This is a genomic window from Brevundimonas sp. GW821-FHT10A07 (assembly GCF_059415785.1).
Map to the genome: position 1 here is coordinate 187452 of NZ_JBWKNX010000005.1, position 23967 is coordinate 211418.

At 66.0% G+C, this 23967-nt stretch carries 24 protein-coding genes; 16 read left to right on the plus strand and 8 right to left on the minus strand.

Annotated elements, in window-relative coordinates:
* Positions 1-85: 85 nt before the first annotated feature.
* Positions 86-913, plus strand: coding sequence for a TerC family protein (locus AC07NC_RS06060; RefSeq protein WP_008260276.1), 828 nt, complete (start codon positions 86-88; stop codon positions 911-913).
* A 4-nt stretch (positions 914-917) separates the two neighbouring features.
* Positions 918-1694, plus strand: a complete 777-nt coding sequence (locus tag AC07NC_RS06065; RefSeq protein WP_494568928.1) for a glutaminyl-peptide cyclotransferase — start codon at positions 918-920, stop codon at positions 1692-1694.
* A gap of 69 nt (positions 1695-1763) precedes the next feature.
* Here AC07NC_RS06065 and katG read toward each other — a convergent pair whose 3' ends face one another.
* Positions 1764-4034 (minus strand): catalase/peroxidase HPI, encoded by a 2271-nt coding sequence (gene katG / locus AC07NC_RS06070; protein WP_494568929.1) that lies wholly within the window; start codon positions 4032-4034, stop codon positions 1764-1766.
* Between the two features lie 142 nt (positions 4035-4176).
* On the opposite strand from katG, the gene AC07NC_RS06075 reads away from it, so the two are divergent.
* Positions 4177-5076, plus strand: coding sequence for a hydrogen peroxide-inducible genes activator (locus AC07NC_RS06075; RefSeq protein WP_292150252.1), 900 nt, complete (start codon positions 4177-4179; stop codon positions 5074-5076).
* A gap of 29 nt (positions 5077-5105) precedes the next feature.
* Here AC07NC_RS06075 and AC07NC_RS06080 read toward each other — a convergent pair whose 3' ends face one another.
* A complete protein-coding gene (locus tag AC07NC_RS06080) occupies positions 5106-5849 on the minus strand; it encodes an SDR family oxidoreductase (RefSeq protein ID WP_292150253.1) in 744 nt (247 codons plus the stop codon).
* Positions 5850-5947: 98 nt separating this feature from the next.
* Between AC07NC_RS06080 and AC07NC_RS06085 the strand changes: the two genes are divergently transcribed.
* A complete protein-coding gene (locus AC07NC_RS06085) occupies positions 5948-6850 on the plus strand; it encodes an AraC family transcriptional regulator (RefSeq protein WP_494568930.1) in 903 nt (300 codons plus the stop codon).
* 70 nt (positions 6851-6920) lie between these two features.
* On the opposite strand, the gene acnA is transcribed toward AC07NC_RS06085, so the two are convergent.
* Positions 6921-9647, minus strand: a complete 2727-nt coding sequence (acnA, locus tag AC07NC_RS06090) for an aconitate hydratase AcnA (protein ID WP_494568931.1) — start codon at positions 9645-9647, stop codon at positions 6921-6923.
* Positions 9648-10019: 372 nt separating this feature from the next.
* Here acnA and ccmA point away from each other — a divergent pair, with 372 nt between their 5' ends.
* The 7 genes from ccmA to AC07NC_RS06125 all read left to right on the plus strand — a co-directional run bounded on the left by ccmA (position 10020) and on the right by AC07NC_RS06125 (position 14000).
* Positions 10020-10643, plus strand: coding sequence for a heme ABC exporter ATP-binding protein CcmA (gene ccmA, locus AC07NC_RS06095; RefSeq protein WP_494568932.1), 624 nt, complete (start codon positions 10020-10022; stop codon positions 10641-10643).
* A gap of 35 nt (positions 10644-10678) precedes the next feature.
* A complete protein-coding gene (gene ccmB / locus AC07NC_RS06100) occupies positions 10679-11347 on the plus strand; it encodes a heme exporter protein CcmB (protein ID WP_494568946.1) in 669 nt (222 codons plus the stop codon).
* A 54-nt stretch (positions 11348-11401) separates the two neighbouring features.
* Positions 11402-12121, plus strand: a complete 720-nt coding sequence (ccmC, locus tag AC07NC_RS06105) for a heme ABC transporter permease CcmC (RefSeq protein ID WP_494568933.1) — start codon at positions 11402-11404, stop codon at positions 12119-12121.
* Complete coding sequence (gene ccmD / locus AC07NC_RS06110) at positions 12122-12334, plus strand: heme exporter protein CcmD (protein ID WP_494568934.1); 213 nt, start codon at positions 12122-12124, stop codon at positions 12332-12334.
* Positions 12331-12897, plus strand: coding sequence for a DsbE family thiol:disulfide interchange protein (locus AC07NC_RS06115; RefSeq protein WP_494568935.1), 567 nt, complete (start codon positions 12331-12333; stop codon positions 12895-12897). The genes ccmD and AC07NC_RS06115 overlap by 4 nt, the downstream gene beginning before the upstream one ends.
* A gap of 58 nt (positions 12898-12955) precedes the next feature.
* Positions 12956-13222: a hypothetical protein gene (locus AC07NC_RS06120; RefSeq protein ID WP_183196575.1), complete on the plus strand. Its 267-nt coding sequence runs from the start codon at positions 12956-12958 to the stop codon at positions 13220-13222.
* A 277-nt stretch (positions 13223-13499) separates the two neighbouring features.
* Positions 13500-14000 (plus strand): MarR family winged helix-turn-helix transcriptional regulator, encoded by a 501-nt coding sequence (locus AC07NC_RS06125; protein ID WP_494568936.1) that lies wholly within the window; start codon positions 13500-13502, stop codon positions 13998-14000.
* Between the two features lie 64 nt (positions 14001-14064).
* Here AC07NC_RS06125 and AC07NC_RS06130 read toward each other — a convergent pair whose 3' ends face one another.
* Positions 14065-15792 carry a methyl-accepting chemotaxis protein gene (locus tag AC07NC_RS06130; RefSeq protein WP_494568937.1) on the minus strand — a complete coding sequence of 576 codons (1728 nt, stop codon included), beginning with the start codon at positions 15790-15792 and terminating at the stop codon, positions 14065-14067.
* 529 nt (positions 15793-16321) lie between these two features.
* On the opposite strand from AC07NC_RS06130, the gene AC07NC_RS06135 reads away from it, so the two are divergent.
* A complete protein-coding gene (locus AC07NC_RS06135; protein ID WP_183197774.1) occupies positions 16322-17611 on the plus strand; it encodes a tyrosine-type recombinase/integrase in 1290 nt (429 codons plus the stop codon).
* A 69-nt stretch (positions 17612-17680) separates the two neighbouring features.
* Here the strand turns inward: AC07NC_RS06135 and merA are convergent, their stop codons facing one another.
* The 3 genes from merA to AC07NC_RS06150 form a co-directional block, all read right to left on the minus strand.
* On the minus strand, positions 17681-19111 hold the full coding sequence (merA, locus tag AC07NC_RS06140) for a mercury(II) reductase (protein WP_183197772.1): 1431 nt from the start codon (positions 19109-19111) through the stop codon (positions 17681-17683).
* Positions 19112-19297: 186 nt separating this feature from the next.
* Positions 19298-19615, minus strand: a complete 318-nt coding sequence (locus AC07NC_RS06145) for a heavy-metal-associated domain-containing protein (RefSeq protein WP_494568938.1) — start codon at positions 19613-19615, stop codon at positions 19298-19300.
* 22 nt (positions 19616-19637) lie between these two features.
* The gene (locus AC07NC_RS06150) at positions 19638-20039 is read right to left on the minus strand and encodes a mercuric transporter MerT family protein (RefSeq protein ID WP_287928161.1); all 402 of its coding nucleotides are present in this window, start codon (positions 20037-20039) and stop codon (positions 19638-19640) included.
* Positions 20040-20120: 81 nt separating this feature from the next.
* Here AC07NC_RS06150 and AC07NC_RS06155 point away from each other — a divergent pair, with 81 nt between their 5' ends.
* The 4 genes from AC07NC_RS06155 to AC07NC_RS06170 all read left to right on the plus strand — a co-directional run bounded on the left by AC07NC_RS06155 (position 20121) and on the right by AC07NC_RS06170 (position 23539).
* A complete protein-coding gene (locus AC07NC_RS06155; protein ID WP_183197766.1) occupies positions 20121-20570 on the plus strand; it encodes a MerR family transcriptional regulator in 450 nt (149 codons plus the stop codon).
* 264 nt (positions 20571-20834) lie between these two features.
* Positions 20835-21245 (plus strand): organomercurial transporter MerC, encoded by a 411-nt coding sequence (gene merC, locus AC07NC_RS06160; protein WP_312572339.1) that lies wholly within the window; start codon positions 20835-20837, stop codon positions 21243-21245.
* Positions 21246-21798: 553 nt separating this feature from the next.
* On the plus strand, positions 21799-22629 hold the full coding sequence (locus tag AC07NC_RS06165) for a type IV toxin-antitoxin system AbiEi family antitoxin domain-containing protein (RefSeq protein ID WP_312572337.1): 831 nt from the start codon (positions 21799-21801) through the stop codon (positions 22627-22629).
* Positions 22616-23539 carry a nucleotidyl transferase AbiEii/AbiGii toxin family protein gene (locus tag AC07NC_RS06170; RefSeq protein ID WP_494568939.1) on the plus strand — a complete coding sequence of 308 codons (924 nt, stop codon included), beginning with the start codon at positions 22616-22618 and terminating at the stop codon, positions 23537-23539. The genes AC07NC_RS06165 and AC07NC_RS06170 overlap by 14 nt, the downstream gene beginning before the upstream one ends.
* Before the next feature lie 94 nt (positions 23540-23633).
* Here AC07NC_RS06170 and AC07NC_RS06175 read toward each other — a convergent pair whose 3' ends face one another.
* Positions 23634-23897, minus strand: coding sequence for a 3'-5' exonuclease (locus AC07NC_RS06175; RefSeq protein ID WP_494568947.1), 264 nt, complete (start codon positions 23895-23897; stop codon positions 23634-23636).
* Between the last annotated feature and the right edge of the window lie 70 nt (positions 23898-23967).

The window sequence follows — 23967 nt, forward strand, 5'->3', positions numbered from 1 at the left end:
CCATTGCGCCGCCCCCGACCGCTTGATCGGAACCTGCGGCGGCCCTAGCGCTTAACGCTGACGCTTTTCCACCTAGGACACCTAAATGCTCGACAGCATTACGCCCCTGCTCTCCGACCCGGCCGCCTGGGCCGCGCTGGTGACGCTCATCGTGATGGAGGTCGTGCTCGGCATCGACAACCTGATCTTCATCTCGATCCTGTCGAACAAACTGCCCGAGCATCAGCGCCAGAAGGTGCGGCGCATCGGCATCGGCCTGGCCCTGGTCATGCGCCTGGCCCTGTTGTCGATCATCGCCTGGCTGGTGGGTCTGGTTCAGCCGGTCTTCACCCTCATGGGCAACGAATTCTCGTGGAAGGACCTGATCCTGATCGCGGGCGGCCTGTTCCTGGTCTGGAAGGCCACCAAGGAGATCCACCACACCGTCGATCCCACGCCCACCCACGACGTGATGGACAAGAAGGACGTGATGATCACCAACGCCGGCGCAGCGATCTTCCAGATCATCCTACTGGACCTGGTCTTCTCGATCGACTCCATTCTGACGGCCGTCGGCATGACCGAACACCTGCCGATCATGGTGGTGGCGGTTCTGGTCGCCGTGACCGTGATGCTGCTGGCCGCCGACCCGCTGGCCAATTTCATCAACGAGAACCCCAGCGTCGTCATGCTGGCCCTCGGCTTCCTGCTGATGATCGGCATGGTGCTGATCGCCGACGGCTTCGGCTATCATGTGCCCAAGGGCTATATCTACGCCGCCATGGCCTTCTCGGCCGGGGTCGAGGCCCTGAACATGCTGGGCCGTCGCTCCGCCACCAAGAAGGAAAAGGCCACGGCCGCCCGCGCCCAGGCCAACCAGGCCGAGGCCCGCGCCAGGAAGGCCGAGGCGGAAGCCGCCGCCGAGAAGGCCTGAGCCGATGACCTGTCGCCTGTCGCTCCGCCTCGCCGGCCTCGTCTCCGGCCTGCTGCTGGCGACAGGCGGCGGCCTTCCGGCCCGGGCCGAGGTTCCGGTCCAGGCCTATGAAGTCGTCCGCGCCTATCCGCACGACAAGACGGCCTTCACCGAGGGCCTCTTCTTCCACGACGGCGCCCTGTACGAGAGCACGGGCCTCTACCCGTCCTTCATCCGCCAGGTTCAGCTCGAGACGGGCGAGGTGGTGCGCCAGCGTGACCTGCCGACCGTCTATTTCGGCGAAGGCATGACCACGCTGAACGGCAAGCTCTACAGCCTGACCTGGCGCAACCACATCGGCTTCATCTGGAAGCTGGACGACTTCTCGCCCCTGGGCGGCTTCTCCTATCCGGGCGAGGGCTGGGCCCTGACCACCGACGGGCGGCGGCTGATCATGAGCGACGGCACGGACCAGCTGCGCTTCCTCGATCCCGACACCCTGGCCGAGACCGGCCGGATCTCCGTCACCGCCGACGGCGAGCCGCTGGACCAGATCAACGAGCTGGAATGGATCGACGGCGAGGTCTTCGCCAACCTGTGGCAGGACAACCGCATCGCCCGCATCGACCCGGAGACCGGCGTCGTGAAGGCCTTCATCGACCTGACGGCCCTGGTCCCCCAGGATGCGGGCCTGGACCCGAACGACGACGTCCTGAACGGCATCGCCTGGGACGCAGGCGGCAAACGCCTGTTCGTCACCGGCAAACGGTGGCCGCAACTGTTCGAGATCAGGCTGCGCTGATCCCAGACACAGCGAGGGGGCGAACGCCTGCATGCGTCCGCCCCCTCGCCGCCTGTACTCCGGCTTAAATCAGCCGTGCAGGTCGAACCGGTCCAGCTCCATGACCCGGGCCCAGGCCGCCACGAAGTCCTCGACCAGTTTCTTCTGGCCGTCCGACCCGGCGTAGACCTCGGCCAGGGCGCGCAGCACGGCGTTCGAGCCGAACACCAGATCGACGCGCGTGCCGGTCCATTTCGCCTCGCCCGTCTTGCGGTCTCGGCCTTCGAACACCGCCTTGGCGTCCGAGGTCGCCTGCCACTTCACGTCCATGTCCAGCAGGTTGACGAAGACGTCGTTGGTCAGGGCGCCGGGCCGGTCCGTCAGCACCCCGTGGGTCGCCCCACCGACGTTGATGTTGATGGCGCGCAGCCCCCCGATCAACGCCGTCATCTCGGGCGCGGTCAGGGTCAGACGCTGGGCCTGGTCGATCAGCAGGGATTCGGCGGGAACGGCGTAGCGGGCCTTCTGATAGTTGCGGAAGCCGTCGGCGACCGGCTCCAGATAGCCGAAGGATTCGACGTCGGTCTGGGCCTGGCTGGCGTCCGTCCGTCCCGGCGTGAAGGGTACGACGACCTCATGTCCCGCCGCCTTCGCCGCCTGTTCGACGCCGGCGGCGCCGGCCAGCACGATCAGGTCGGCCAGCGAGACCTTCTTGCCGCCGACCTGGCCCTGGTTGAAGGCGAACTGCACGCCTTCCAGCATCTTCAGCACCCGCTCCAACTGCTCGGGCTGATTGACGGCCCAGTCCTTCTGCGGCGCCAGGCGAATGCGCGCGCCGTTGGCGCCGCCGCGCTTGTCCCCGCCCCGGAAGGTCGAGGCCGAGGCCCAGGCCACGCCGACCAGTTCCGAAACGCTCAGACCCGTGGCCAGCACCTGGGCTTTCAACGTGGCCACATCGCCGGCGTCGATCAGCGGATGATCGACGGCCGGCACGGGATCCTGCCAGACCAGTTCCTCCCTGGGGACTTCCGGGCCCACGTAGCGCGAGCGCGGCCCCAGGTCGCGGTGGGTCAGCTTGAACCAGGCGCGGGCGAAGGCCTCGGCGAAGGCCTGGGGATTGTTCAGGAAGCGACGCGAGATCTTCTCGTATTCCGGGTCGAACCGCAGCGACAGATCGGTGGTCAGCATGGTCGGCCGACGCATCTTGGTCGGATCATGGGCGTCGGGGATGATGAAGCCCGCATCCTTGGCCACCCACTGGTGGGCCCCGGCCGGCGACTTCTCCAGCTCCCATTCGAAGGCGAACAGGTTCTCGAAGAAGAAGTTGCTCCACTGGGCCGGGGTCTGGGTCCAGGTCACTTCCAGGCCGCTGGTGATGGCGTCCCCGGCCTTTCCGCTACCAAAGCTGGAGGCCCAGCCCAGGCCCTGCGCCTCCAGGCCTTCGGCCTCGGGCTCGGGTCCGACATGGTCGGCCGGGCCGGCGCCGTGGGTCTTGCCGAAGGTGTGGCCGCCGGCGATCAGGGCGACCGTCTCCTCGTCGTTCATCGCCATCCGCGCGAAGGTGTCGCGGATGTCGCGCGCCGCCGCGATCGGATCGGGATTGCCGTCCGGGCCTTCCGGGTTGACGTAGATCAGGCCCATCTGGACCGCCGCCAGCGGGTTCTCCAGATCGCGAGTATGCTCACGACCGTCCGCGTTGTCGTCGATCACCAGCACGGCCTCGTCAGCCGGCTTGTCCACGCCGTGCGAGCCGCGCGCATAGCGCTCGTCGCCGCCCAGCCAGGTGGTTTCGCGGCCCCAGTAGACGTCCTGATCCGGCTCCCAGGTGTCCTCGCGCCCCCCGCCGAAGCCGAAGGTGCGGAAGCCCATGGTCTCCAGCGCCACATTGCCGGTCAGGATCAGCAGGTCGGCCCAGGAGATGGCCTGGCCGTATTTCTGCTTGATGGGCCACAGCAGGCGGCGCGACTTGTCGATGTTGACGTTGTCCGGCCACGAGTTCAGCGGGGCGAACCTCTGCTGGCCGCGCCCGCCGCCGCCCCGTCCGTCGCCGACGCGATAGGTGCCCGCGCTGTGCCAGGCCATGCGGATGAACTGGGGCCCGTAATGGCCGAAGTCCGCCGGCCACCAGTCCTGCGAGTCGGTCATCAGCTGGCGCAGATCGTTCTTCAGCGCCTCATAGTCCAGTTTGGAAAAGGCCTCGCGATAGTTGAACCCCTCGCCCAGCGGGTTGGAGCGCGACGAATGCTGGTTCAGCAGGTCGGTGCGCAGCTGCCCCGGCCACCAGTCGCGGTTCTGGACCCCGCCCCCGGCCACCGGCTCGGTCTTTGCGGCTGAGAACGGACATTTGGCTTCGGTGGTCATGGCGGTCTTCCCTGTGATGGCGCGATGCGGCGGGCGTGTTGACGATAGCCCCTCGGCTGACGTGGCTATTCAACGCGGTCCAGCTTCATAAGGCCAATCGATTATCTTTGATTTTTGTATAGGCCGGCTCTATTCGTCCAAAATGCTCCCCACCCTGCGTCAACTCCAGTATCTGAAGCTTCTCGCCGAACACGGCAGCTTCTCCCGCGCCGCCGAGGCCGCCCACGTCAGCCAGCCTGCCCTCAGCGCCGGGGTGCAGGAGCTGGAACGGATCCTGGGCGCCCCCGTGGTCGAGCGCGCGCGCGGCGCCGTCATCATGACTGCGGTGGGGGTCGAGGCCGTGCGCCGAGCCGAGGACGTGCTGGCGCGGACCGAGGACCTGGTCGAGGCGGCCAAGAACGCCGGCCGGCTGCTGTCGGGCCGATTCCGCCTGGGCGTCATCCCGACCGTGGCCCCCTTTCTGCTGCCCGCCAAGCTGCCGTCGCTGAAGATCGCCTATCCGAACCTGAAGCTGTTCATCCGCGAGGATCTGACGCCCCGTCTGATCGCCGCCCTGAAGGCCGGCCAGATCGACGCCGCCGTCATCGCCCTGCCCTATGAGGCGCCGGGCGTCGAACACGCCCGCATCGGCGACGACGAGATCATGGCCGCCGCCCCCCACGACCACGCCCTGGCCGCGCCAGGCCCCATCCGGCCCGGCTCGCTGCGGGCCGAGGACCTGATCCTGCTGGAAGACGGCCACTGCCTGCGCGACCACGCCCTGGCGGCGCTGGACATCGAGGCCCCGCGCGGCGACGACGTCTTCGCCGCCACCAGCCTGCACACCCTGATCCAGATGGTCGGCTCGGGCCTGGGGGTCAGCTTCCTGCCCAAGATGGCGGTTCAGGCCGGCCTGGCCGACACCCCTTCCGTCGTCATCCGCGCCTTCGAGAACCAGGCCGACGGCGTCCCCCCCCACCGCGAAATCGTCGTCGCCTGGCGCTCCGGCTCCAGCCGCGCCGCCGAGGCTCGGCTGCTGGCCGAGGCGCTGAAACTGGATTGATCGTCGCCTTCGCCCCGACCCTGGCCGCGCTAGCGCCGCCCGAATAATGCCACCGCATCGGCCCCTGCGGGGAAGCGCAGCCGGCCGGTTTCATCGTTCGCGGCGCGCCATACGGCGTCTGCGACTTCCGCCTCGGTCGTCACCATCTCCGGCTGAGCGAAAGCCGCGAGCACCGGTTTGGCGAAGGCCGCATACGGTTCGGGGATGACGTCCTCGAGGCGAATGTCGCTGTTTTGCGAGAAGCGCGTCGTGGGGCCATAGCCGGGTTCGACCAACTTGACCCGAACGTTGAAGGCGCGGAGTTCATGTTCGAGCGATGCGGTGAATCCCTCGATCGCCATCTTGCTGGCCGTGTAAACTGACGCGAGGGGCATTGGCGCCAGCGTCACGCTGGAGGTCACGTTGACGATCACGCCCGCTTTCCGCGCGCGGAACTGGGGCGTCACGGCCTGCGTCATCGCGATCACGCCGAACGTGTTCGTCTCGAACACTTCGCGGGTCTTGGACATGGGTGTGGCCTCCAGCGCGCCGATCACGCCGATGCCGGCGTTGTTCACGAGCGCGTCAATGGGGCCTGCCTCCTCCAGCGCTGCCGTTATGCTCTCGGCTCGGGTGACATCAAGCGGCAGGATTCGAAGCCGGTCGGACTCCGGCAGAATACCGGAGCGCGGCGATCTCATCGTCGCGATGACGTTCCAATTCTGGGTGAGGAAGCGGCGCGCCGTCTCCAGGCCGTAGCCCGAGGAACAGCCGGTGATCAGGACAGTCTTCATGGCGGGGTCTCCTGCATGTTTGAAGCCGGACCTTAGGCGGGCGTGATCGATACGATCTACAATGATAAGTCCGCCTTTAATCTCATATCGTCCGGTTCATGAGTGATCCCCTTTCCGAAGTCGTCTCGCTGCTCAGACCTCGAGCCGTCTTCACCAAGGGAATTAGCGGCGCTGGCGCCTGGGGCGTTCAATACGCCGAATTCGGCCACCCAAGCTTCTGCACGGTTCTGGAAGGAAGATGTCGACTGAAGGTCGATGGCCGGGAATCGATCACGCTCCAAATGGGCGACTTCGTGCTTCTGCCGGCCACCCCTGGCTTCGTGATTTCCGGCCTCGCGTCGGTCATTCCGGCGATCATTGATCCCACGGTCGCATCAACGCCCATCGAAGACGTTCGTCATGGGCTTCCCGACGGCGATCCCGACGTCCGTTTGCTCGGCGGTTATTTCATCTTCGATTCGCCCGACGCGGACCTGCTGGTCGCGCGACTGCCCCCGCTCGTGCACATCCGCGACACGCCGCGACTGTCCTTGCTGATACGGTTGACCGGCGAGGAGGCCCGCGAACATCGGCCTGGTCGTGACCTCATACTCTCACGGCTCGTCGAGGTGGTGCTGGTGGAGGCGCTGCGGAGCCTTCGCGCGGACGAGGCGCCGCCCAGCCTTCTGCGCGGACTGGCGGACACACGGGTCTCGACGGCCATACGGCGCATGCATGGCGAGCCCGCCCACGCCTGGACGATCGCCGCCTTGGCGAAGGAGGCGGCGCTTTCCCGGTCGGCCTTCTTTGATCGGTTCTCCCGCATCGTCGGCGTATCGCCGATGGAATATCTCCTAGGCTGGCGAATGGCCCTCGCGAAAGACTTGCTGCGCCGCCGCGACATGAGCCTTTCGGAGATCGCGGAAAAGGTCGGCTACAGTTCCGCCAGCACCTTCAGCACCGCGTTCAGCCGATATGTGGGTCATGCACCGGGCCGCTATGCGCGAGCGTTCTCAGGCTGACGCCCTTTGGCATGAAAAGGGCCGACGGATCGCTCCGCCGGCCCTTCTGTTTCAGCGATCAGTCGCCGGATTATTCAGCCGCGATCGGCGCCTCGGTTTCCGGGCCGCGGGCCAGGTTGCGCAGGACGTAGGGCATGACGCCGCCGGCCAGCAGATAGTCCATCTCGGTCTGGTTATCGATGCGGCAGCGGACCGGGAAGCGGGCCATCTTGCCGTCCGACGGACGGAACAGCTCGACCCACAGGTCCTGACGCGGACGCAGCTTGCCGACATTGGCGTCGGACAGGCCGCGGATGGTGACGATTTCCTCGCCGGTCAGGCCCAGCTTCTGCCAGCCGTCCTGTTTGAACTGCAGCGGCACCACGCCCATGCCGACCAGGTTCGAACGGTGGATGCGCTCGAAGCTTTCGGCGATGACCGCGCGGACGCCCAGCAGGCGCGTGCCCTTGGCCGCCCAGTCGCGCGACGAGCCGGTGCCGTATTCCTTGCCGGCGAAGACGACCAGCGGCCGGCCTTCCGACTGGTACCGCATGGCGGCGTCATAGATCGACATGGTGTCGTTCGACGGGAAGTGCTTGGTCACGCCGCCTTCGATCTCGGGCGTGATCCGGTTCTTGATGCGGATATTGGCGAAGGTGCCGCGCATCATGACTTCGTGGTTGCCGCGACGGGCGCCGTAGCTGTTGAACTCGGCCGCCTCGACGCCGTGGTTCGTCAGATAGACGCCGGCGGGCGAGGTCTTCTTGATCGAACCGGCCGGAGAAATGTGGTCGGTGGTGATCGAGTCGCCGAAGATGGCCAGAACGCGGGCCTCGACGATGTCCTGGACCGGGGTCAGGTCCATCGACAGGCCTTCGAAGTACGGCGGGTTGGCGACATAGGTGGAGGCGTCGTCCCACTCATAGGTCTGGCCGCCCGTGACCTTGATCGCTTGCCAGTGCTTGTCGCCCTTGAACACGTCCTTGTAGCGTTTGGCGAACATGGCCGGGGTGACCGACTTCTTCTGGATGTCGGCGATCTCCTGCGAGGTCGGCCAGATGTCCTTCAGGAAGACGTCATTGCCCTTCTTGTCCTGGCCGATGGCGTCCTTGGTGATGTCGATCCGCATCGAGCCGGCGATGGCGTAGGCCACGACCAGCGGGGGCGAGGCCAGATAGTTGGCCTGGACGTCCGGGTTCACCCGGCCTTCGAAGTTGCGGTTGCCCGACAGGACCGAGGTCGCGACCAGGGCGTTATCGTTGATCGCCTTCGAGATCGCCGGATCCAGCGGACCCGAGTTGCCGATACAGGTGGTGCAGCCGTAGCCGACCAGGTTGAAGCCCAGAGCGTCCAGGTCCTTCTGCAGGCCGGCGTCGGTCAGATAGTCGGTGACGACCTGCGAACCGGGGGCCAGCGAGGTCTTGACCCAGGGCTTGGCCTTCAGGCCCAGCGCATGGGCCTTGCGCGCCACCAGACCGGCCGCGATCAGCACCGACGGGTTGGAGGTGTTGGTGCAGGAGGTGATGGCGGCGATGACCACGTCGCCGTCGCCGACGGTGAACTTCTCACCCTCGACGGCCGCGCGCGGGGCGTCGGTCGGACGGGCGAAGACGTCGACCAGGGCGGTTTCGAAGGCCGGGGCGGCGGTGGTCAGTTCGACGCGGTCCTGCGGACGCTTCGGTCCAGCCAGCGACGGCACGACGGTGGCCAGGTCTAGTTCCAGAACGTCGGTGAAGACCGGGTCTTCCGAGGTCTCGTCGATCCACAGGCCTTGCGCCTTGGCGTAGGCTTCGACCAGGGCGACGCGCGCCTTGTCGCGGCCGGTGGCGGTCAGATAGCCGATGGTGGCGGCCGAGACGGGGAAGAAGCCGCAGGTGGCGCCGTATTCCGGGGCCATGTTGGCGATGGTCGCCTGGTCCTCGATGGTCATGTTCGGCAGGGCGTCGCCGAAGAATTCCACGAACTTGCCGACCACGCCCTTCTTGCGCAGCATCTGGGTGACGGTCAGCACCAGGTCGGTCGCGGTCGTGCCTTCCGGCAGGCGGCCGGTCAGTTTGAAGCCGATGACCTCGGGGATCAGCATCGGGATCGGCTGGCCCAGCATGGCGGCCTCGGCCTCGATGCCGCCGACGCCCCAACCCAGAACGGCCAGGCCGTTGATCATGGTGGTGTGCGAGTCAGTGCCGACGACGGTGTCGGGATAGGCGACGGTCTTCTTGCCTTCGTCCAGGGTCCAGACGGTCTGGGCTAGGTTCTCCAGGTTCACCTGGTGGCAGATGCCGGTGCCGGGGGGCACGACGCGGAAGTTGTTGAAGGCCGACGAACCCCAGCGCAGGAAGTTGTAGCGCTCGATGTTGCGCTCATATTCGCGCTCGACGTTCTGGCCGAAAGCCTTGGCCGTGCCGAAGTGATCGACCATGACCGAGTGGTCGATGACCAGATCGACCGGGACCAGCGGGTTGATCTTGGCGGCGTCGGCGCCCAGGGCGCTCATGGCGTCGCGCATGGCGGCCAGATCGACCACGGCGGGAACCCCGGTGAAGTCCTGCATCAGGACGCGGGCTGGGCGGAAGGCGATCTCGTGCTCGACCGAGCCCTTGTTCTCGACCCAGGCGGCGACGGCCTTCAGGTCGTCCTGCGTCACCGAGACGCCGTCTTCGTTGCGCAGCAGGTTCTCCAGCAGCACCTTCATCGAGCGCGGCAGACGGGAAATCCCGGTCAGACCCGCTTCCTCGGCGGCCGGAAGGCTGTAATAGGCGTATTTCTTGCGCCCGACGGAAAGGTCCTGGCGGGTGTTGAAGCTGTCGGTGGACGGCATGGAGAGTTTTCCTCTGGTCAGCGCCGCCCGACAATCCGGTTGCGCCTTCGCGCGGCAGACGCAGCGGCTCACAGGGCCCCTGCGCGCGCGGCGAAAGCCTGCTGCGGCAATCGTGCCTATAGTCCGCTCATCGCGCACCGTCCATGTGTCCACACCCTCGACGCGGACATTGAGAAAGGTTCTCAAAACAATGCGTATTTTCTCCCTCCCCCTTCCGGGGAGGGGGGCTGAGCGGAGCGAGGCCGGGTGGGGCGGGCCGCGCGACCCATCGCTCGCCTTGTTTCCAGGAAATCGTGCGCCCTCGCCGGGCCGCCCCCACCCCGTCGCTCCGCGACGCCCCTCCCCGGAACGGGGAGGGAGAGTGTCGCCGTCATGATCCACACCCTCTCGATCTCAGACCTGACCGTCTCACGCGGCGAGCGTCGTCTGTTCCAGGGTCTCGACCTGCGCCTCCAGGCCGGCGAAGCCGTGGTGCTGACGGGCGCCAATGGCGCAGGCAAGACCAGTCTGCTGCGCACCATCGCCGGCCTGTTGCGGCCGGATACGGGAGAGGTCGCCTTCCATGACGGCGACGGCAATCCGCTGGACGAACGGCTGGCGCGCGGCCGCGAAACCCATTTCCTCGGTCACCAGGACGGACTGAAGACCAGCCGAACGGCGCGCGAAGAACTGGGCTTCCAGTGCGACTGGCTGGGTCATGTCCAATGCGGCATGGACGATGCGGTCCAGGCTTTCGGCCTCGCCCCCCTGCTGGACCTTGAAGTCCGCCGCCTGTCCGCCGGCCAGCGCCGCCGCCTGGCCATGGGCCGGCTGGTCGGATCGCCGCGCGCCCTGTGGCTGCTGGACGAGCCGATGGCCCCGCTGGACGCCCGCTGGCGCGCGGCCTTCGCAGACCAGATGCGCCGCCATCTCGACGCCGACGGCCTGATCCTCGCCGCCGTCCACGACCCCCTGCCCCTCCCGGCCCGCACCCTGGACCTGGGAGGTCTGACGTGAGCCGTCCTGTCGACGCCGAACCCCGCCCGCCCGGTATGCGCGGCGCGACGCGCGTGCTGCTGGAGCGGGAGCTGGACCTGGCCTGGGGCGGCGGGGGCGGCCCCCTGCTGGCCTGCGGCTTCTTCGCCTGCCTGACCGCCGTCCTGCCCCTGGCCGTGGGCGGCGATCCGCGCACGCTTTCGCCCGTCGCCGGCGGGATCGCCTGGCTGGCCCTGGCCCTCGCCTCTTTGCTGTCGCTGGAGCGGCTGTTCGAGCGGGATCTCGAGGACGGCGCCCTGGACCTGCTGGCCCTGGGCCATCTGCCGCTGGAATCGGTGGTGCTGATCAAGGCCCTGGCCCAGTGGATCGCCGTCGGCCTGCCCCTGGCCCTGACCGCGCCTGTCGCCGCCCTGGCCCTGGGCCTGCCGCCGGCGTTGGTCCCGCTCACCGCCTTGTCGGCCCTGATCGGCGGGGCGGGCTTCGCCTGCACCGGAACCCTGGGCGCCGCCCTGGCCCTTGGGGCGAAACGCGGCGGCCTGTTGATCGCCGTCGTCGTCCTGCCCCTGTTCATTCCGCCCGTGGTCTTCGGCGCCGGGGCGCTGGAACGCGCGGCGTCCGGCCAGTCGCCCGCGCCGGCCCTGGCCTTCCTCGCCGCCTATGTCCTGTTCGCCGGGGTGATCGCCGCCTTCGCGGGAGCGGCGGCGGTGCGCAACGCCCAGGGATGACGGAGGTGATCCGCCGCTTGCCCGCCGTCGCGACCCCGCGTAATCGCTGACGCCATGTTCGGCCTGTCCAACCCGCAGCGTTTCATGGCCTTCACCGGCCCCCTGACGCCCTTGCTCTGGGCGGCCGCAACCGTTCTGCTGGCGGTCGGGACCTGGCTCAGCTTCTCCGTCCCCGCCGACTATCAGCAGGGCGATACGGTGCGGATCATGTTCGTCCATGTGCCCGCCGCCGTCTGGGGTCTGGGCGCCTATTCGGCCCTGGGCGTCTCCAGCTTCTTCGCCCTGGTGTTCCGCCACGCCCTGGCCGACGCCGCCGCCCGCGCCGCCGCTCTGCCCGGCGCCGCCTTCACGGCCCTGGCCCTGTTCACGGGCTCGCTGTGGGGCCAACCGATGTGGGGGACATGGTGGGTGTGGGACGCGCGCCTGACCAGCGTGCTGGTCCTGTTTCTCTTCTACCTCGGCTATATGGCGCTGCGGGCCTCGATCGACGACGAGCAGAAGGGCGCCCGCGCCGCCGCCGTCCTGGGCCTGGTCGGCCTGATCAACCTGCCCATCGTCAAATTCTCGGTCGACTGGTGGAACACCCTGCACCAGCCGGCCAGCTTCCTGACCCCCGGATCCTCGGGCCTGGACCCGGTCTATCTGCCACCCTTCCTGACCATGCTGGCGGCCTATGGGGTTCTGTTCGCGGCCCTGTGGCTGACAGCGATCCGCACCGAGGTCCGCCGTCGCCGCGTCCTGACCCTGCGCGCCCGAAAGGCGCTGGAGGCTTAGATGCTCGACCTCGACATGACCCCCTACGCCGCCTTCGTCTGGCCCGCCTGGGGCGTCAGCGCCCTGGTGCTGATCGCCCTGACCGCCCGCGCCGTCATCATCTCCCGCAAATGGAAGCGGGAACTGGAGCGGTTGGAGACGAGCTCAAAGACAGAAGGCGCGGACTCCCTCCGCCCTCAAGTAGCGCAAAGCGCGATAGGGCCCTTAAAGTGAACCGCTGGCTGGCCCTCCTGCCCCTGGTGGTGCTCAGCGCGCTCGCCGCTCTGTTCGTCGGCTGGTCGCTGAAACGCGATCCCGCCTTCAAGCCCGACGCCATGGTCGGCCAGCCGATCCCCGAAACGGTGCTGCCCATGCTGACCGGCGACACCGCCGGACCCGGCAATCTGGACCTCAAGACGGCGGGCGTGGGCCGACCCATGCTGGTCAATGTCTTCGCCTCCTGGTGCACGCCGTGCCGGATCGAACATCCCAAGCTTCTGGCCCTGAAGGCGCGCGGGATCGCCGTCGTCGGCGTCGCCTACAAGGACGAGCCGTTCGCCACCCGCGCCTTCCTGGACGAGTTGGGCGATCCCTATTCCATGGTTCTGGTGGACCGCGAGGGTCGGGCCGGTCTGGACCTGGGCATTTCCGGCGTGCCCGAGACCTTCGCCGTCGACGCCATGGGCCGGATCACCGCCAAACAGTCCGGTCCCCTGCTGAACGACGCCGACATCGAACGACTCGTCGCCTCCATGCAGGCCCCGCCCCGGCCCGCTCCCGGTGAAAAATCGCATTAACTCTCTTTCGAGAGGCCTTGTTAACGATTGATCGCTCCGGATGCGTTAACGTTTGGGCATGAGCGCGATTCGCCCCGGTTTGCCGCAGCCCGTCCCGTCGCAAGGTCTCGACCTGCCGACGGCGCGAAACGCGCAGGCCGCCTTCTTCCGCGCCGCCCTGGATCAGGCTTCACGCGTTCAACCCAGTCAGGCGCCCGCCGCCGCCGTCATGTCCACGGTGCGCACCGCCAATCCGGCGCGCCCCGTCGAACCCGCCCCGGCGGCGCCGGAACGCGAAGAGCCCCGGATCATGCGCCCCGGCTCCTATCTCGACATCAAGGTCTGATCCGACCCAAGCTGAGCGCGACCCTCGGGCCGCCAGGGCGATGCGCTTGGCTGTAGAGCGCGTCGGGACATGTCGTCCCTCAGGATTTTGCGCTGGATACGGAGGGATACCCCTTATTGCGCTCACCTGGGCTTTCAAGGACTCTCGACGCCGAAAACGAGAGACGGCGATGGCAGAGCGCTTCGAAACCGGCCGCTGGGAGAAGACGACGTGCCAATGTCCCAAGTGGGGCGACGTGCGAACCTGCGGACCTGCCAATCATCACGCTGTGGGGACCATGCTGCAGTCCGCCGTCATCCGGCTTGCGCGTCGATGGACGACGCGGGTGGACGAGGTGCTGGCGGAAGGCGGCCTGAACGCGGGCCAGCTGGCGGTTCTGAACCTTCTGGCCCAGCGCCCCTCCGGCTTGATCCAGAGGGAAGCGGCCGATGCGCTGGCGCTTTCGGAGGCCGTCATGTCGACGCGTGTCACCGGCCTTCTTGCGGCGGGTCTGGTGGAGCGCCAGGCCCTGAAGGGGGATCGACGCGCCCACCTCCTGCGCCTTACCGACAGCGGACGAGAGGCGGCGAAACTCTGGTCGGCCTGCGCCTCATGCGTGCAATACAGCGCCGAAAGCTCTGTCTCGCTCCAGGACCTCTCGACCGCCCTCGCCGTCCTGTCCCGGATGAACGCCGCCCTTGGGGCGCACGATTGTTCCGTTGCGACGGACGCAGACCCGGCGCCGCGGCCCCGAGGCTGCGCCTGCATGCCCGGACCGGTCTCTATGCTCGGCGCGTGACCGGTATCCCCATTCGCTCCTGAGCCGCGCCTGGGCGTTCCGAAGATCGGGACGGCGGCTCGCTTCAGAACGCCTCCCAGTCCGATGTCGCCGGCGCAGCCTGGACCCGTCCGCCGCCGACGGCGACGAGGCGGACCGGGCGAGGCTCGGGCGCGGCCTGCTGTCGGGGTGAGCTTCCCGCCGTTCCAAGCTGAAACCGCCCGATCATCGTCATCAGCCCTTCGGTCTCCTGACGGAGCGAATGTGAAGCGGCCGTGGACTCCTCGACCATGGCGGCGTTCTGCTGGGTGACCTGGTCCATCTGGTTGACCGCCACATTCACTTCGCTCAGGCCCGAGGACTGCTCACGGGCCGAGGTGGCGATGTCGCTGATCAGGGCGTCGATTTCGGCCACGCGCTCGACAATGACCCCGAGAGCCTCTCCGGTCTCGCCGACCAGTTTGACGCCCTTGGTGACCTGCTGCGAGCTGCCCGCGATGAGTCCCTTGATCTCCTTGGCGGCTTCCGCAGATCGTTGGGCGAGCGCCCGCACCTCGGAAGCGACGACGGCGAAGCCGCGGCCGGCGTCCCCGGCCCGCGCCGCCTCGACCCCGGCGTTCAGGGCCAGCAGATTGGTCTGGAAGGCGATCTCGTCGATCACCCCGATGATGTTGGTGATTTCAACGGCTGATCGCTCGATTTCCGACATGGCGGAGATCGCCTCGCCCATGACGTCGCCCGAGCGTTGGGCGTCCCCCCTGGCGCCGAGCGCGACGGCGGCCGCCTTCTGCGCATTGGCGGCGCTGCTGTTGACGGTCGAGGTGAGCTGATCGAGCGCCGCGGCGGTCTCTTCCAGACTGGAGGCCTGCTGTTCGGTCCGGCGCGACAATTCGTCGGAAGCGACGCCGATCTCGTCGGCGCCCGCGCGAATCGCGCCCGCGGTCGCGCCGACGCTGGTCATGGTCGCCTGGAGGGTTTCGACGGCGCTGTTGAAGTCGATCCGGAGCTTGTCGAGTTCGGGTATGAATTGGGTCGTTATCCGCTGCTGGAGATCGCCCTCGGCGAGCGCCGTCAGCGCGTCGCCGATCACGGTTACGGCCTCCACGCGCTGCGTCACGTCTGTGGCGAATTTGACCACCTTGGCCACCTTGCCGTCCGGGCCGAGGATGGGATTGTACGCGCCCTGGATCGTGACGACGCCCCCGTCCTTGCGGACCCGCCGAAACTCGCCGGACTGGAACGCGCCGCTCGCGAGCGCCGCCCAGAACTGCTGATAGTCGGGGCTGTCACGATATTCCTGTTCGGCGAAGATCTCGTGTTTGCGGCCGACGACTTCATTGAGCTGGTAGCCCATGACATCGAGAAATCGCTCGTTGGCGTTGACGATCGTGCCGTCCAGCTTGAACTCGATCATCGCCTGGGATCGCCCGATCGCCTGGATCTGGGCCGCGAAATCCTCGCTGGCGAGCCGGTGGTGGGCGTCCGCCCACTCCACGACAAAGCCGGCCGGCTTGCCCCGCCGCTTCAGCGGGCTGACGTGAAGGTCGAAGGCCAGGTCTCCGACGCGGATGGTCGCCGAATGCGGCTTGGTCAGGGCCGCCAGCATCCCGCGCTGATGGGCCGGGTTCTTGTGAAAGATGTCGATGTTGCTGCCGACCAGTTTGGCGACGCTGAAGTTCGGAAGTTCCTTGCGCAGATCCGCCTCAGCGGCCTGCAGCAGGTCCTGAACCGCGGGATTCAGATAGGTGATGTTCAGGTCCTGGTCCGCGATCATCACATTGGTTCGCAAGGCTTCGACAGCTTCTTCAAGCACCAGCGACGCCGATCGTTTTCCCCTGCCCAACATTGCGTCCCAGTCTTTGCCCGGTTGATTCCTTCCTTGGATATCACCCATTCGCTACCAAGACGTGTGGATATGCTCAGCCCCCGAAGCATCTGAATCGACACGCCGTTTTACGCTTCAGCACGGCGGATTCCGGCGCCTCTCGGCTAGGCCTTTCATGACGAACCCGCCGCCCCCGCGGCTCCGGGACAACGGACGTCCACCGTGATGACCGAAGGGATGGAGGAAACAAATCGGGGCCTGCCGCGAAACGACAGGCCCCTGATTTTGTCAGTCTCGACTTGGAGCGGGCGAAGAGATTCGAACTCTCGACCCCAACCTTGGCAATGTTGGGGATCAGCATTTCCGGGCTTTTCAGGACGTTCCAAAAATCAGCTTTTCATATTGTTTTACATAGGTTTTCTTGTTTATCCGGTTACGGAGCGTTTCGCACGGTTTCACTTGAGTTGGTAGCGGAGTGGTAGCGGTGGCTCGGAAATGAGCGTATATTTCTATCGCCATGACGAAGCAAAAACTAACCAAGCGAGTGGTTGAGAGCGCGCCCGTTCCGGAGATCGGCGAGGGTCGAATCTGGGACAGCGAGATCGCAGGCTTCTGTCTTCGAATCTATCCTGGGACCGAAACCCGACAGGGCCATGCCGCCAAGCCTGTCCGAAGGATGTTCGCCATCAAGTATCGGGTCCGCGGGATCCAGCGCTGGCTGACGCTCGGCGAGCATGGGGATGGGCCGGACAAGCTCACGGCGGATCGGGCTCGCAAGGAGGCGGCGTCGGTGGTGGTCGATGCGCGGCGCGGCATCGATCCCGGCGAAGCACGCAGGCGCATCGAGGGTCTCACCATCAAAGGCTTGGTCGAGTTGTATCTGGAGAAAGGGCCGGACGACAAACCGACCAAACGGGACTCGTCATGGGCCATGGACCGGACGAACCTCGAGCGCCACGTCGTTCCCCTGCTCGGCAAGATGGCGCTTGATACGGTCACCCGCGACCACATCACCGGGATGATCCGATCGATCACGGCCGGGAAGACCGCCAAGGATGTGAAGACCAAACTTCGTGGTCGATCCATCGTCAAGGGCGGGGCGGGTATCGCGGACCGGACCTATTCCACCCTGCGCGCGACCTTCAACTGGGCGATCGACAAGGGGCATTTCGCCGGCCCGAACCCGTGCGCGAAGGTCGAACGAAAGCTCCGACCGGCGGTCGAACGCTTCCTGTCCGAGTCCCAGGCTCAGGGTTTGATCGCCGCACTCGACGCCCTGGAGGCGGATGCGACGATCTCCGAACGGCAGGGCGCGGTCTATCGGCTTCTGCTTCTGACAGGCGCGCGCCGCAACGAGATCGCGGGCCTGCGGTGGACGGAGGTCGACTTTGACCGGCGCCGGCTCGTGCTACCGCCGAGCCGCACCAAGGCGGGCGGTCGCACGGGGGATCGTCGGATCTCGCTCAACGACATGGCCTTCGGAATCCTGCAGCGTCTCTACAAGACCCGCGGTCGAAGCCAGTTTGTCTTTCCGGCCACCAAGGGCGACAACGGATATGCGACCTCCGAGTCCAAGATCTGGCGCGACAAGGTGCTCCCGAAAGCCAAGCTGGAAGGCGTCCGCATCCACGACCTGCGCCACAGTTTCGCAAGCTTCGCCCTGGCGGACGGGGCCAGTCTCCCGATGATCGGCAAGGCGCTGGGACACGCCAACAGTCGCGCCACGGAACGGTATGCCCATCTGAGCGACGATCCGGTTCGGGCGCTTGCAGAGCGGATTGGTGAGCGATTCAGTCCCAAGACCTGAAGGAAACATTGGACGACTGGCTTCGCCAACCCGACAGGTGGCGAAGTGGAAAGCATCCGGTCGTACCTCTCAACCTGCGCAGCAAGACAGTTTGCTGACGTCCTTGTTGAACGTCAGCGCGGCCAGCTTCAGGCCCTCGACTGTCGTGAGGTAGGGGAAGATCGTGTCGCCCAACTGCTCCACTGTCATTCCGCACTTGATGGCCACCGCCGCCGTCTGGATGCTGTCCGCCCCTTCAGGCGCCAGAATGTGCGCGCCGAGGAGTCGCCGCGTGCCGCGATCCGCCACCAGCTTGATGAGCCCACGCGTGTCCCTGGCCGCGAGCGCGCGAGGAACGTGATGAAGGGTGATCATCGAGGTCTGCACATCGTGACCGGCCGCGCGGGCTGCGGCTTCCGTCAGTCCCACCGTCGCAACCTGCGGATCCGTGAAAACGACCGCCGGCATGGCGCGATTGTCGTAGACCTGGGTGTCGCCGTTCAGCGCGTTCCTAGCGGCCAGTCGCGCGCCGTAGGCGGCCATATAGACGAACTGATCCGTGCCGGTGACATCGCCTGCGGCATAGACGCCCGCGCGCGTCGTGCGCATCCGGTCGTCGATGACGACGCCTCCCGTTGGCGACATCTGGATCCCCATCTCGGAAAGCCCCAGCTCGTCGGAGTTGGGAACCCGGCCCGTTGTGATCAGAACGCGCTCCGCGGTTATCGTTTCTTTGCCACCGGCTTGCGTCAGCCTGAGTGAGCCCCCCTCGTCGGACGCGTCGATAGACCCGTAGACTGCCCCCGCTACGACCGTGACGCCTTCGTCCACGAGATAGCGCTGCAGCGCCTCACTGATTTCGGGTTCCCCCTCAGGCAGTAGCCGGGAGCGGCAGGCGATGGTGACGTGGACGCCCGCCCGGCTGAACATCTGGGCCAGTTCCACCCCGATATAGCCGCCGCCGATCACCAGCATCGATCGGGGCAGGGCCTCCAGTTCGAGCGCGGTCGTGCTGGTCAGATAAGGCACGGATTCGATGCCGGGGATCGCTGGAACCCCCGGACGTGAACCGGTCGCGATGATCACCTTGTCCGCAATCAGTCGGACGCCGCCGACCTCCACGCCGCCTTGGACGAGTCTCGCCGGGCCTTCGTGGTAGGTGATGGCGTCATAACCCTGCAGCACGTCCTCGTACTTTGCCTGGCGAAGGTCATCGACCAGTCTGTCTTTCTGGCGAACCGCTGCGGACCAGTCAGCGATGGCGGCCGAGGCCCGGACGCCGTCGAAGCGGCAAGCGGCCCGGGCCTGGTGCAGGGGTTCGACGGCCCGGATCAGCGCCTTGGACGGCACGCAACCGACGTTGACGCATGTGCCGCCTATCGTTCCGTCTCCGACGAGCGCGACCCGTGCGCCCTGTTCCGCCGCCGTGATGGCGGCCGAGAACCCGGCCGACCCCGCCCCGACCACGACGAGATCGTAAGTCTTGGCGATATCCCCTGAGGGCGTGCAACAATCACTCATATTGTCCGGATCCTTCTGAATAGACTTTGCCGCTAACAAAGCGGCGTCAACCCCGACGTTGCCCGGCTTACGTCGGATAGCGGCGAGAGCTGGATGTCATCACGAGCGTCTGCTGACGCGGAGACTGGCCGCGCGACAGAGTTTGAATGTCGGCCTCGAGGCGTCACGACCGGACGCCGGCAGCGTTTATCGGCGCGCCTGAACACGCGCGGGATAGCCGGCCCTGGTCGACGCGAGCGCCAGGGCGGCCGGCGTCACTCGGGCGTCATCGTAGGTCACCGTCGCCACGGCCTGTCCTCTCCCGCCCGGGGTCAAGGCGACGGTCACGGCTTCAACACCGGAGATGCGCGAGATCGTGCGGCGGACGATGGGCGCGCAGGTCACGCAGGTCACGCAGGTCACATTGCTAACGTCGAGCCTCACCGTGCGTTCGGCGGCTTGGGCGGCATCAGCGGTGAAGACAGCCGCCGCGAAGACGAGAGCGTTGCGGACCGAAAGGGTCATGATCGAAGTCTCCAGGAAAAATTCAGGCGCCGATCAGCAGCGGCGCGACATAGGGAAATGCGAGGGCGAGGGCGACGAGCAGGGTCGCCGTCCAGAGCGCGATCTTGATGAGGCGCGTCGAGGCCGGCCGGGCGCAGGTCACGTCGTCGGCGCAGGCGGCCCGGGGCTGGCGGTAGACCCGGAAGAAGCCGAGGCTCAGCAGCACCACGGCGGCGGCCACGAAATAAAGATGGTAGGGGGCCAGCGCCGTGACGTTGCCTATCCATGCCCCGCTGATCCCGAGCGCGAACAAGGCCAGCGGCAGTACGCAGCAGGAAGTGGCGCCGATCGCGGCGGCAAGTCCTCCGACGGCAAGCCACCCGCGAGCGATGGGTTTGTCGGTGCGCGCCGAGTGTCCGCCGAACTCTTGCTTGCCGTCTGCCATTAACACTCCTCACGCCTTCACTGGTCGAGACACACAAGGTAGGGTCTGTAGTCACTACAGATACAAGAGGTAAAACGCTTCATGGACAAATCGGCCCTGCGGGATACGGCCCCACAGCTTCCTATCGGCGAGTTGTCCCGGCGGACCGGGGTCAACATCGAAACCGTGCGCTATTACGAGAAGATCGGCCTGATGCCCGCGCCTGCTCGCAGCGAGGGTGGACACCGCCTCTATGGCCGCGGTCATCTGCTCCGGCTCAATTTCGTGCGCCGGGCCCGGGAGCTCGGGTTCACGCTGAATGAAATAAGGGATTTGCTCGAACTGGCCGAACAGCGCGATCTTCCGTGCGCGGAGGCGCGCGTGGTCGCTGCCGCCCATCTGGGCGACGTCCGTTCCAAGCTAGCTGCTCTGAGGAAGATGGAAGAGGTGCTCGTCGAGATGGTCTCGCGCTGCGCCGACGGCGCCACGCCGGATTGCCCGATCCTGGAAGCCCTGTTTGATTCCGAGGCTGGAACCCGGCCGGTGCCCTGAACGGCCCCTGCCCGCCCGCAGCTTTCAGGTTCGGACGTTTATATCCCGCCTCATCCGGGGCTGGCGGTTGATTTTTTGGCGCTAGTCCATCACGGCGAGCCTCGCCTCGTCACGCAATCGACCCGACGGATTTTGGAAAGACAAGAATGCTCTTGTATCTGTAGGGACTACAGACCCTACTCGGTTGTCCGAGACGATCGACACCAGCGCGCTCAACACTTGCTGGGCTCAGATCGCCATACTCCAGCTTCCCGAGGGAAAAGCGTGCCGGACCAAGAACCCATCACCCGCGCGGCTGATAAAGCGGGCGTAGTCGGCGCGATTGTTGCGGCTATGGGCTGCGCGGCGTGTTTTCCCGCACTCGGCAGCTTGGCCGCAGCTTTGGGTCTAGGCTTCTTGAGTCAGTATGAAGGGGTCTTCATCCGCTACCTGCTCCCTCTGTTCGCGGTTATCGCGTTGGCCGCCAACGTGGCCAGCGGGATGCGCCATCGGCGATGGTCAAGAATGACCCTGGGCATGGTCGGACCTCTGCTGGTATTGGCCGCCGCCTTGCTGATGGCGAGCTTTGGCTGGCCCACGGCTTGGCTCCTTTACCCAAGTCTGACGTTGATGATCGCTGTGTCGATCTGGGATCTGGTGTCCACACCGAAAAGGAGGCTCGCCGGTGCGGCTTGAGTTTCCTTTCCCCCGGTAAGACGAGCAGATGAGCACCAAGGCCTCTCGTCGTAGGATCACACCCGCTGCCATATCGTGCGTCAAAACAGGGTCGATGGGCGAGGAGGTTCAGCGTGCTGAGCCATGTCCTTAGATCTGCTCCTTAGATCTGCAGGGTCCACAGACCCTATCTCCGTGCCGAAGCGATACGGCCGGTCTGGTTACGCGAGCTAGACCCGAAGAAGTGGCGTGAGGACCAATCCCTAGCAGCTCCCGTGTCGCTCTTATTTTAAGCTCCGGCTTCAACCGAAGGCCCACGTCGCTTGGCGCCTGTTGGACTATTTGTCGGCCGACTACGCTGGCATCTGAGTGACGATCCGGTTCGGGCGCTTACAGAGTTGATTGGCGAGCGATGCAGTGCCAAGGCCTGAACTCGGGGCGACTTGCTGGTATCAATCCCGCACCATGCATGGTTTGACTTTGAGCGCAGTAAGACACTCACGGCGTTCCAATTTCAAGAATGGCAAACCAATATGTTTGACAATCTTCATATTAGGACACTATGAGTGTTCAAATGCTGGGAAAGCTAAACAAGCTCGAACGTATCCTCCCGGAAGGCCTCCTGGTCGATTCCGGCTGGATGAATGAGAACGGCTATCCCAACTCGCTGAGGGCCAAATACGTCGCTTCGGGGCGCCTGGAACGCACGGCGCGCCGCGTTTATCGACGTCCGCGCGGAACCCTCGACTGGCCGGTCGCCGTGCTGTCGCTCCAGGCCCTGCTCGACTATTCCGTCGTCGTGGGAGGACGCACCGCGCTCGAGCTCCAGGGCTACGCCCACTACCTTCCTGCCACCCGCAAGGAGGTTCATCTCTACGGCGACGAAACCCCGCCGACCTGGCTGGCCGACCTGCCTCTGGATGTCGCGTTCAAATATCATCCGTCGCAGAAGCTGTTCAGCAGCGCCCGATACTTCGAGGTCGCCCGGCTCGGCGAGGACTCCAGCGAGACCGGCCTCCTGGCGGACTGGGCCCGCGCCGCAGTGGTGGACACCCCCCTGGGCCACTGGCAATGGCCCTTGCGCCAGTCGACGCCCGAGCGCGCCATCCTCGAACTTCTGGACGAACTCCCCGATCATGAGAGCTTCGACCAAGTGGATCAGCTGATGGGCGCCCTGGCCACCCTCAGCCCGCGACGGCTGCAGCGCCTGCTCGAGGATTGCGTGAGCGTGAAGGTCAAACGCCTGTTCTTCTATTTCGCCGATCGGCACGCTCATGCGTGGCTTAAAGCCCTGGACCGTAACACCATCGATCTGGGCAGCGGCAACCGCGTGCTCGCCAAGGGCGGCAGACTGGACCCGACCTACAAGATCACCGTGCCGAGGTCGCTCGATGCCGGTCAGTGACGTCTACGCCCGGCAGGTCCGCCTCCTCGTCCAAACCCTCCCCCTCGTGTTCCAGGAACCTGTCTTCGCCCTTAAGGGCGGCACGGCGATCAATCTGTTCGTCCGTGATCTGCCGCGGCTGTCGGTGGATATCGACCTGACCTATCTGCCGGTTGAGGATCGGGACACATCGCTCGCCGCAATCGACGCGGCCTTGAGGCGGATCGCTGACGCCATCGAACACGCCCTGCCGGGATCGGTCGTCGTGCGCGGCAAGGGTGGAGCCCAGCCCGTGATCGACAAGCTGCTCGTCCGCGCGGACGGCGCGGTGATCAAGGTGGAGGTGACGCCGGTCCTGCGCGGCGTGGTGTTCGAGCCCGAGATCCGTCCGGTTTCAGCGGCAGTGGAAGAGCGCTTCGGCTATGCGGAGGCCCGGATGGTTTCCCACGCGGATCTCTATGCCGGCAAGATCATGGCGGCGCTGGACCGCCAGCATCCCCGCGACCTGTTCGATGTGCGCGACCTTCTGGCCAACGAGGGGATCACGCCGGCACTGCGACAGGCCTTTGTGATCTATTTGGCCAGCCACCACCGGCCCATGGCCGAGGTGCTCCGCGCCAATCCCAAGGATCTGACCCAGGAGTTCGAACGCGGCTTCGATGGGATGACCGAAGACCCAGTGGACCTTGAGGACCTCATCGCGGCGCGCGCCGCCCTGATCACTGCCATCGTCGACGATATGCCGGAGGCGCACCGCACCTTCCTGATCGGGTTCAAGGCCGGCGCGCCCGACTGGGACCTCATCGGCCTGCCCGACGCCGCCGACCTCCCCGCCGTGCGCTGGAAGCAGTTAAACCTCGACCGCCTGGAGCCCGCCCGGCGCGCGGACATGGTCGAACGGCTTCGACAGACTTGGCCGCAATCAGTCTGACAATAGCGCCAGACCGCAGCATGCTCACAGACTCCGAGGTTCGGACGGTATGAGCAACTGACAAAACGGTCGTTTAGGCGTCTGCGCGTCGGGTCTAGATGGCGATTTCCGGAACGCCAGCCTGCCCTAGGAGCGCGTAGAGCTCGGCTACCTTTGATCGTTGGCCACGTTGCTGGCAGAACGCAAAGATGGCCCGCTGCTTCGCTCGGGAGAGAGCGACGAAAAACGCGGCGAGGCCCTCTTTGTCGCCGGGTTTGTGCGCCCACCAAGCTTGGTCGTCGAGCCCCATGAAGACGATCGTGTCGTACTCAAGCCCCTTGCTCTTATGCACGGTCATCAGAGGTATCTGATTGTCAATCGGCGTCTAAAAGGGACCCCCTATCGGCGTGCAATAGGGACCCCCTTTTGAGGTTCGGGATGGACGTCAC

Coding starts and splice junctions, on each gene's coding strand:
- AC07NC_RS06060 (WP_008260276.1), top strand. CDS start 86: ATGCTCGACAGCATTACGCCCCTGCTCTCCGACCCGGCCGCCTGGGCC.
- AC07NC_RS06065 (WP_494568928.1), top strand. CDS start 918: ATGACCTGTCGCCTGTCGCTCCGCCTCGCCGGCCTCGTCTCCGGCCTG.
- katG (WP_494568929.1), bottom strand. CDS start 4,034: ATGACCACCGAAGCCAAATGTCCGTTCTCAGCCGCAAAGACCGAGCCG.
- AC07NC_RS06075 (WP_292150252.1), top strand. CDS start 4,177: ATGCTCCCCACCCTGCGTCAACTCCAGTATCTGAAGCTTCTCGCCGAA.
- AC07NC_RS06080 (WP_292150253.1), bottom strand. CDS start 5,849: ATGAAGACTGTCCTGATCACCGGCTGTTCCTCGGGCTACGGCCTGGAG.
- AC07NC_RS06085 (WP_494568930.1), top strand. CDS start 5,948: ATGAGTGATCCCCTTTCCGAAGTCGTCTCGCTGCTCAGACCTCGAGCC.
- acnA (WP_494568931.1), bottom strand. CDS start 9,647: ATGCCGTCCACCGACAGCTTCAACACCCGCCAGGACCTTTCCGTCGGG.
- ccmA (WP_494568932.1), top strand. CDS start 10,020: ATGATCCACACCCTCTCGATCTCAGACCTGACCGTCTCACGCGGCGAG.
- ccmB (WP_494568946.1), top strand. CDS start 10,679: ATGCGCGGCGCGACGCGCGTGCTGCTGGAGCGGGAGCTGGACCTGGCC.
- ccmC (WP_494568933.1), top strand. CDS start 11,402: ATGTTCGGCCTGTCCAACCCGCAGCGTTTCATGGCCTTCACCGGCCCC.
- ccmD (WP_494568934.1), top strand. CDS start 12,122: ATGCTCGACCTCGACATGACCCCCTACGCCGCCTTCGTCTGGCCCGCC.
- AC07NC_RS06120 (WP_183196575.1), top strand. CDS start 12,956: ATGAGCGCGATTCGCCCCGGTTTGCCGCAGCCCGTCCCGTCGCAAGGT.
- AC07NC_RS06125 (WP_494568936.1), top strand. CDS start 13,500: ATGCTGCAGTCCGCCGTCATCCGGCTTGCGCGTCGATGGACGACGCGG.
- AC07NC_RS06135 (WP_183197774.1), top strand. CDS start 16,322: ATGACGAAGCAAAAACTAACCAAGCGAGTGGTTGAGAGCGCGCCCGTT.
- merA (WP_183197772.1), bottom strand. CDS start 19,111: ATGAGTGATTGTTGCACGCCCTCAGGGGATATCGCCAAGACTTACGAT.
- AC07NC_RS06145 (WP_494568938.1), bottom strand. CDS start 19,615: ATGACCCTTTCGGTCCGCAACGCTCTCGTCTTCGCGGCGGCTGTCTTC.
- AC07NC_RS06150 (WP_287928161.1), bottom strand. CDS start 20,039: ATGGCAGACGGCAAGCAAGAGTTCGGCGGACACTCGGCGCGCACCGAC.
- AC07NC_RS06155 (WP_183197766.1), top strand. CDS start 20,121: ATGGACAAATCGGCCCTGCGGGATACGGCCCCACAGCTTCCTATCGGC.
- AC07NC_RS06165 (WP_312572337.1), top strand. CDS start 21,799: ATGCTGGGAAAGCTAAACAAGCTCGAACGTATCCTCCCGGAAGGCCTC.
- AC07NC_RS06170 (WP_494568939.1), top strand. CDS start 22,616: ATGCCGGTCAGTGACGTCTACGCCCGGCAGGTCCGCCTCCTCGTCCAA.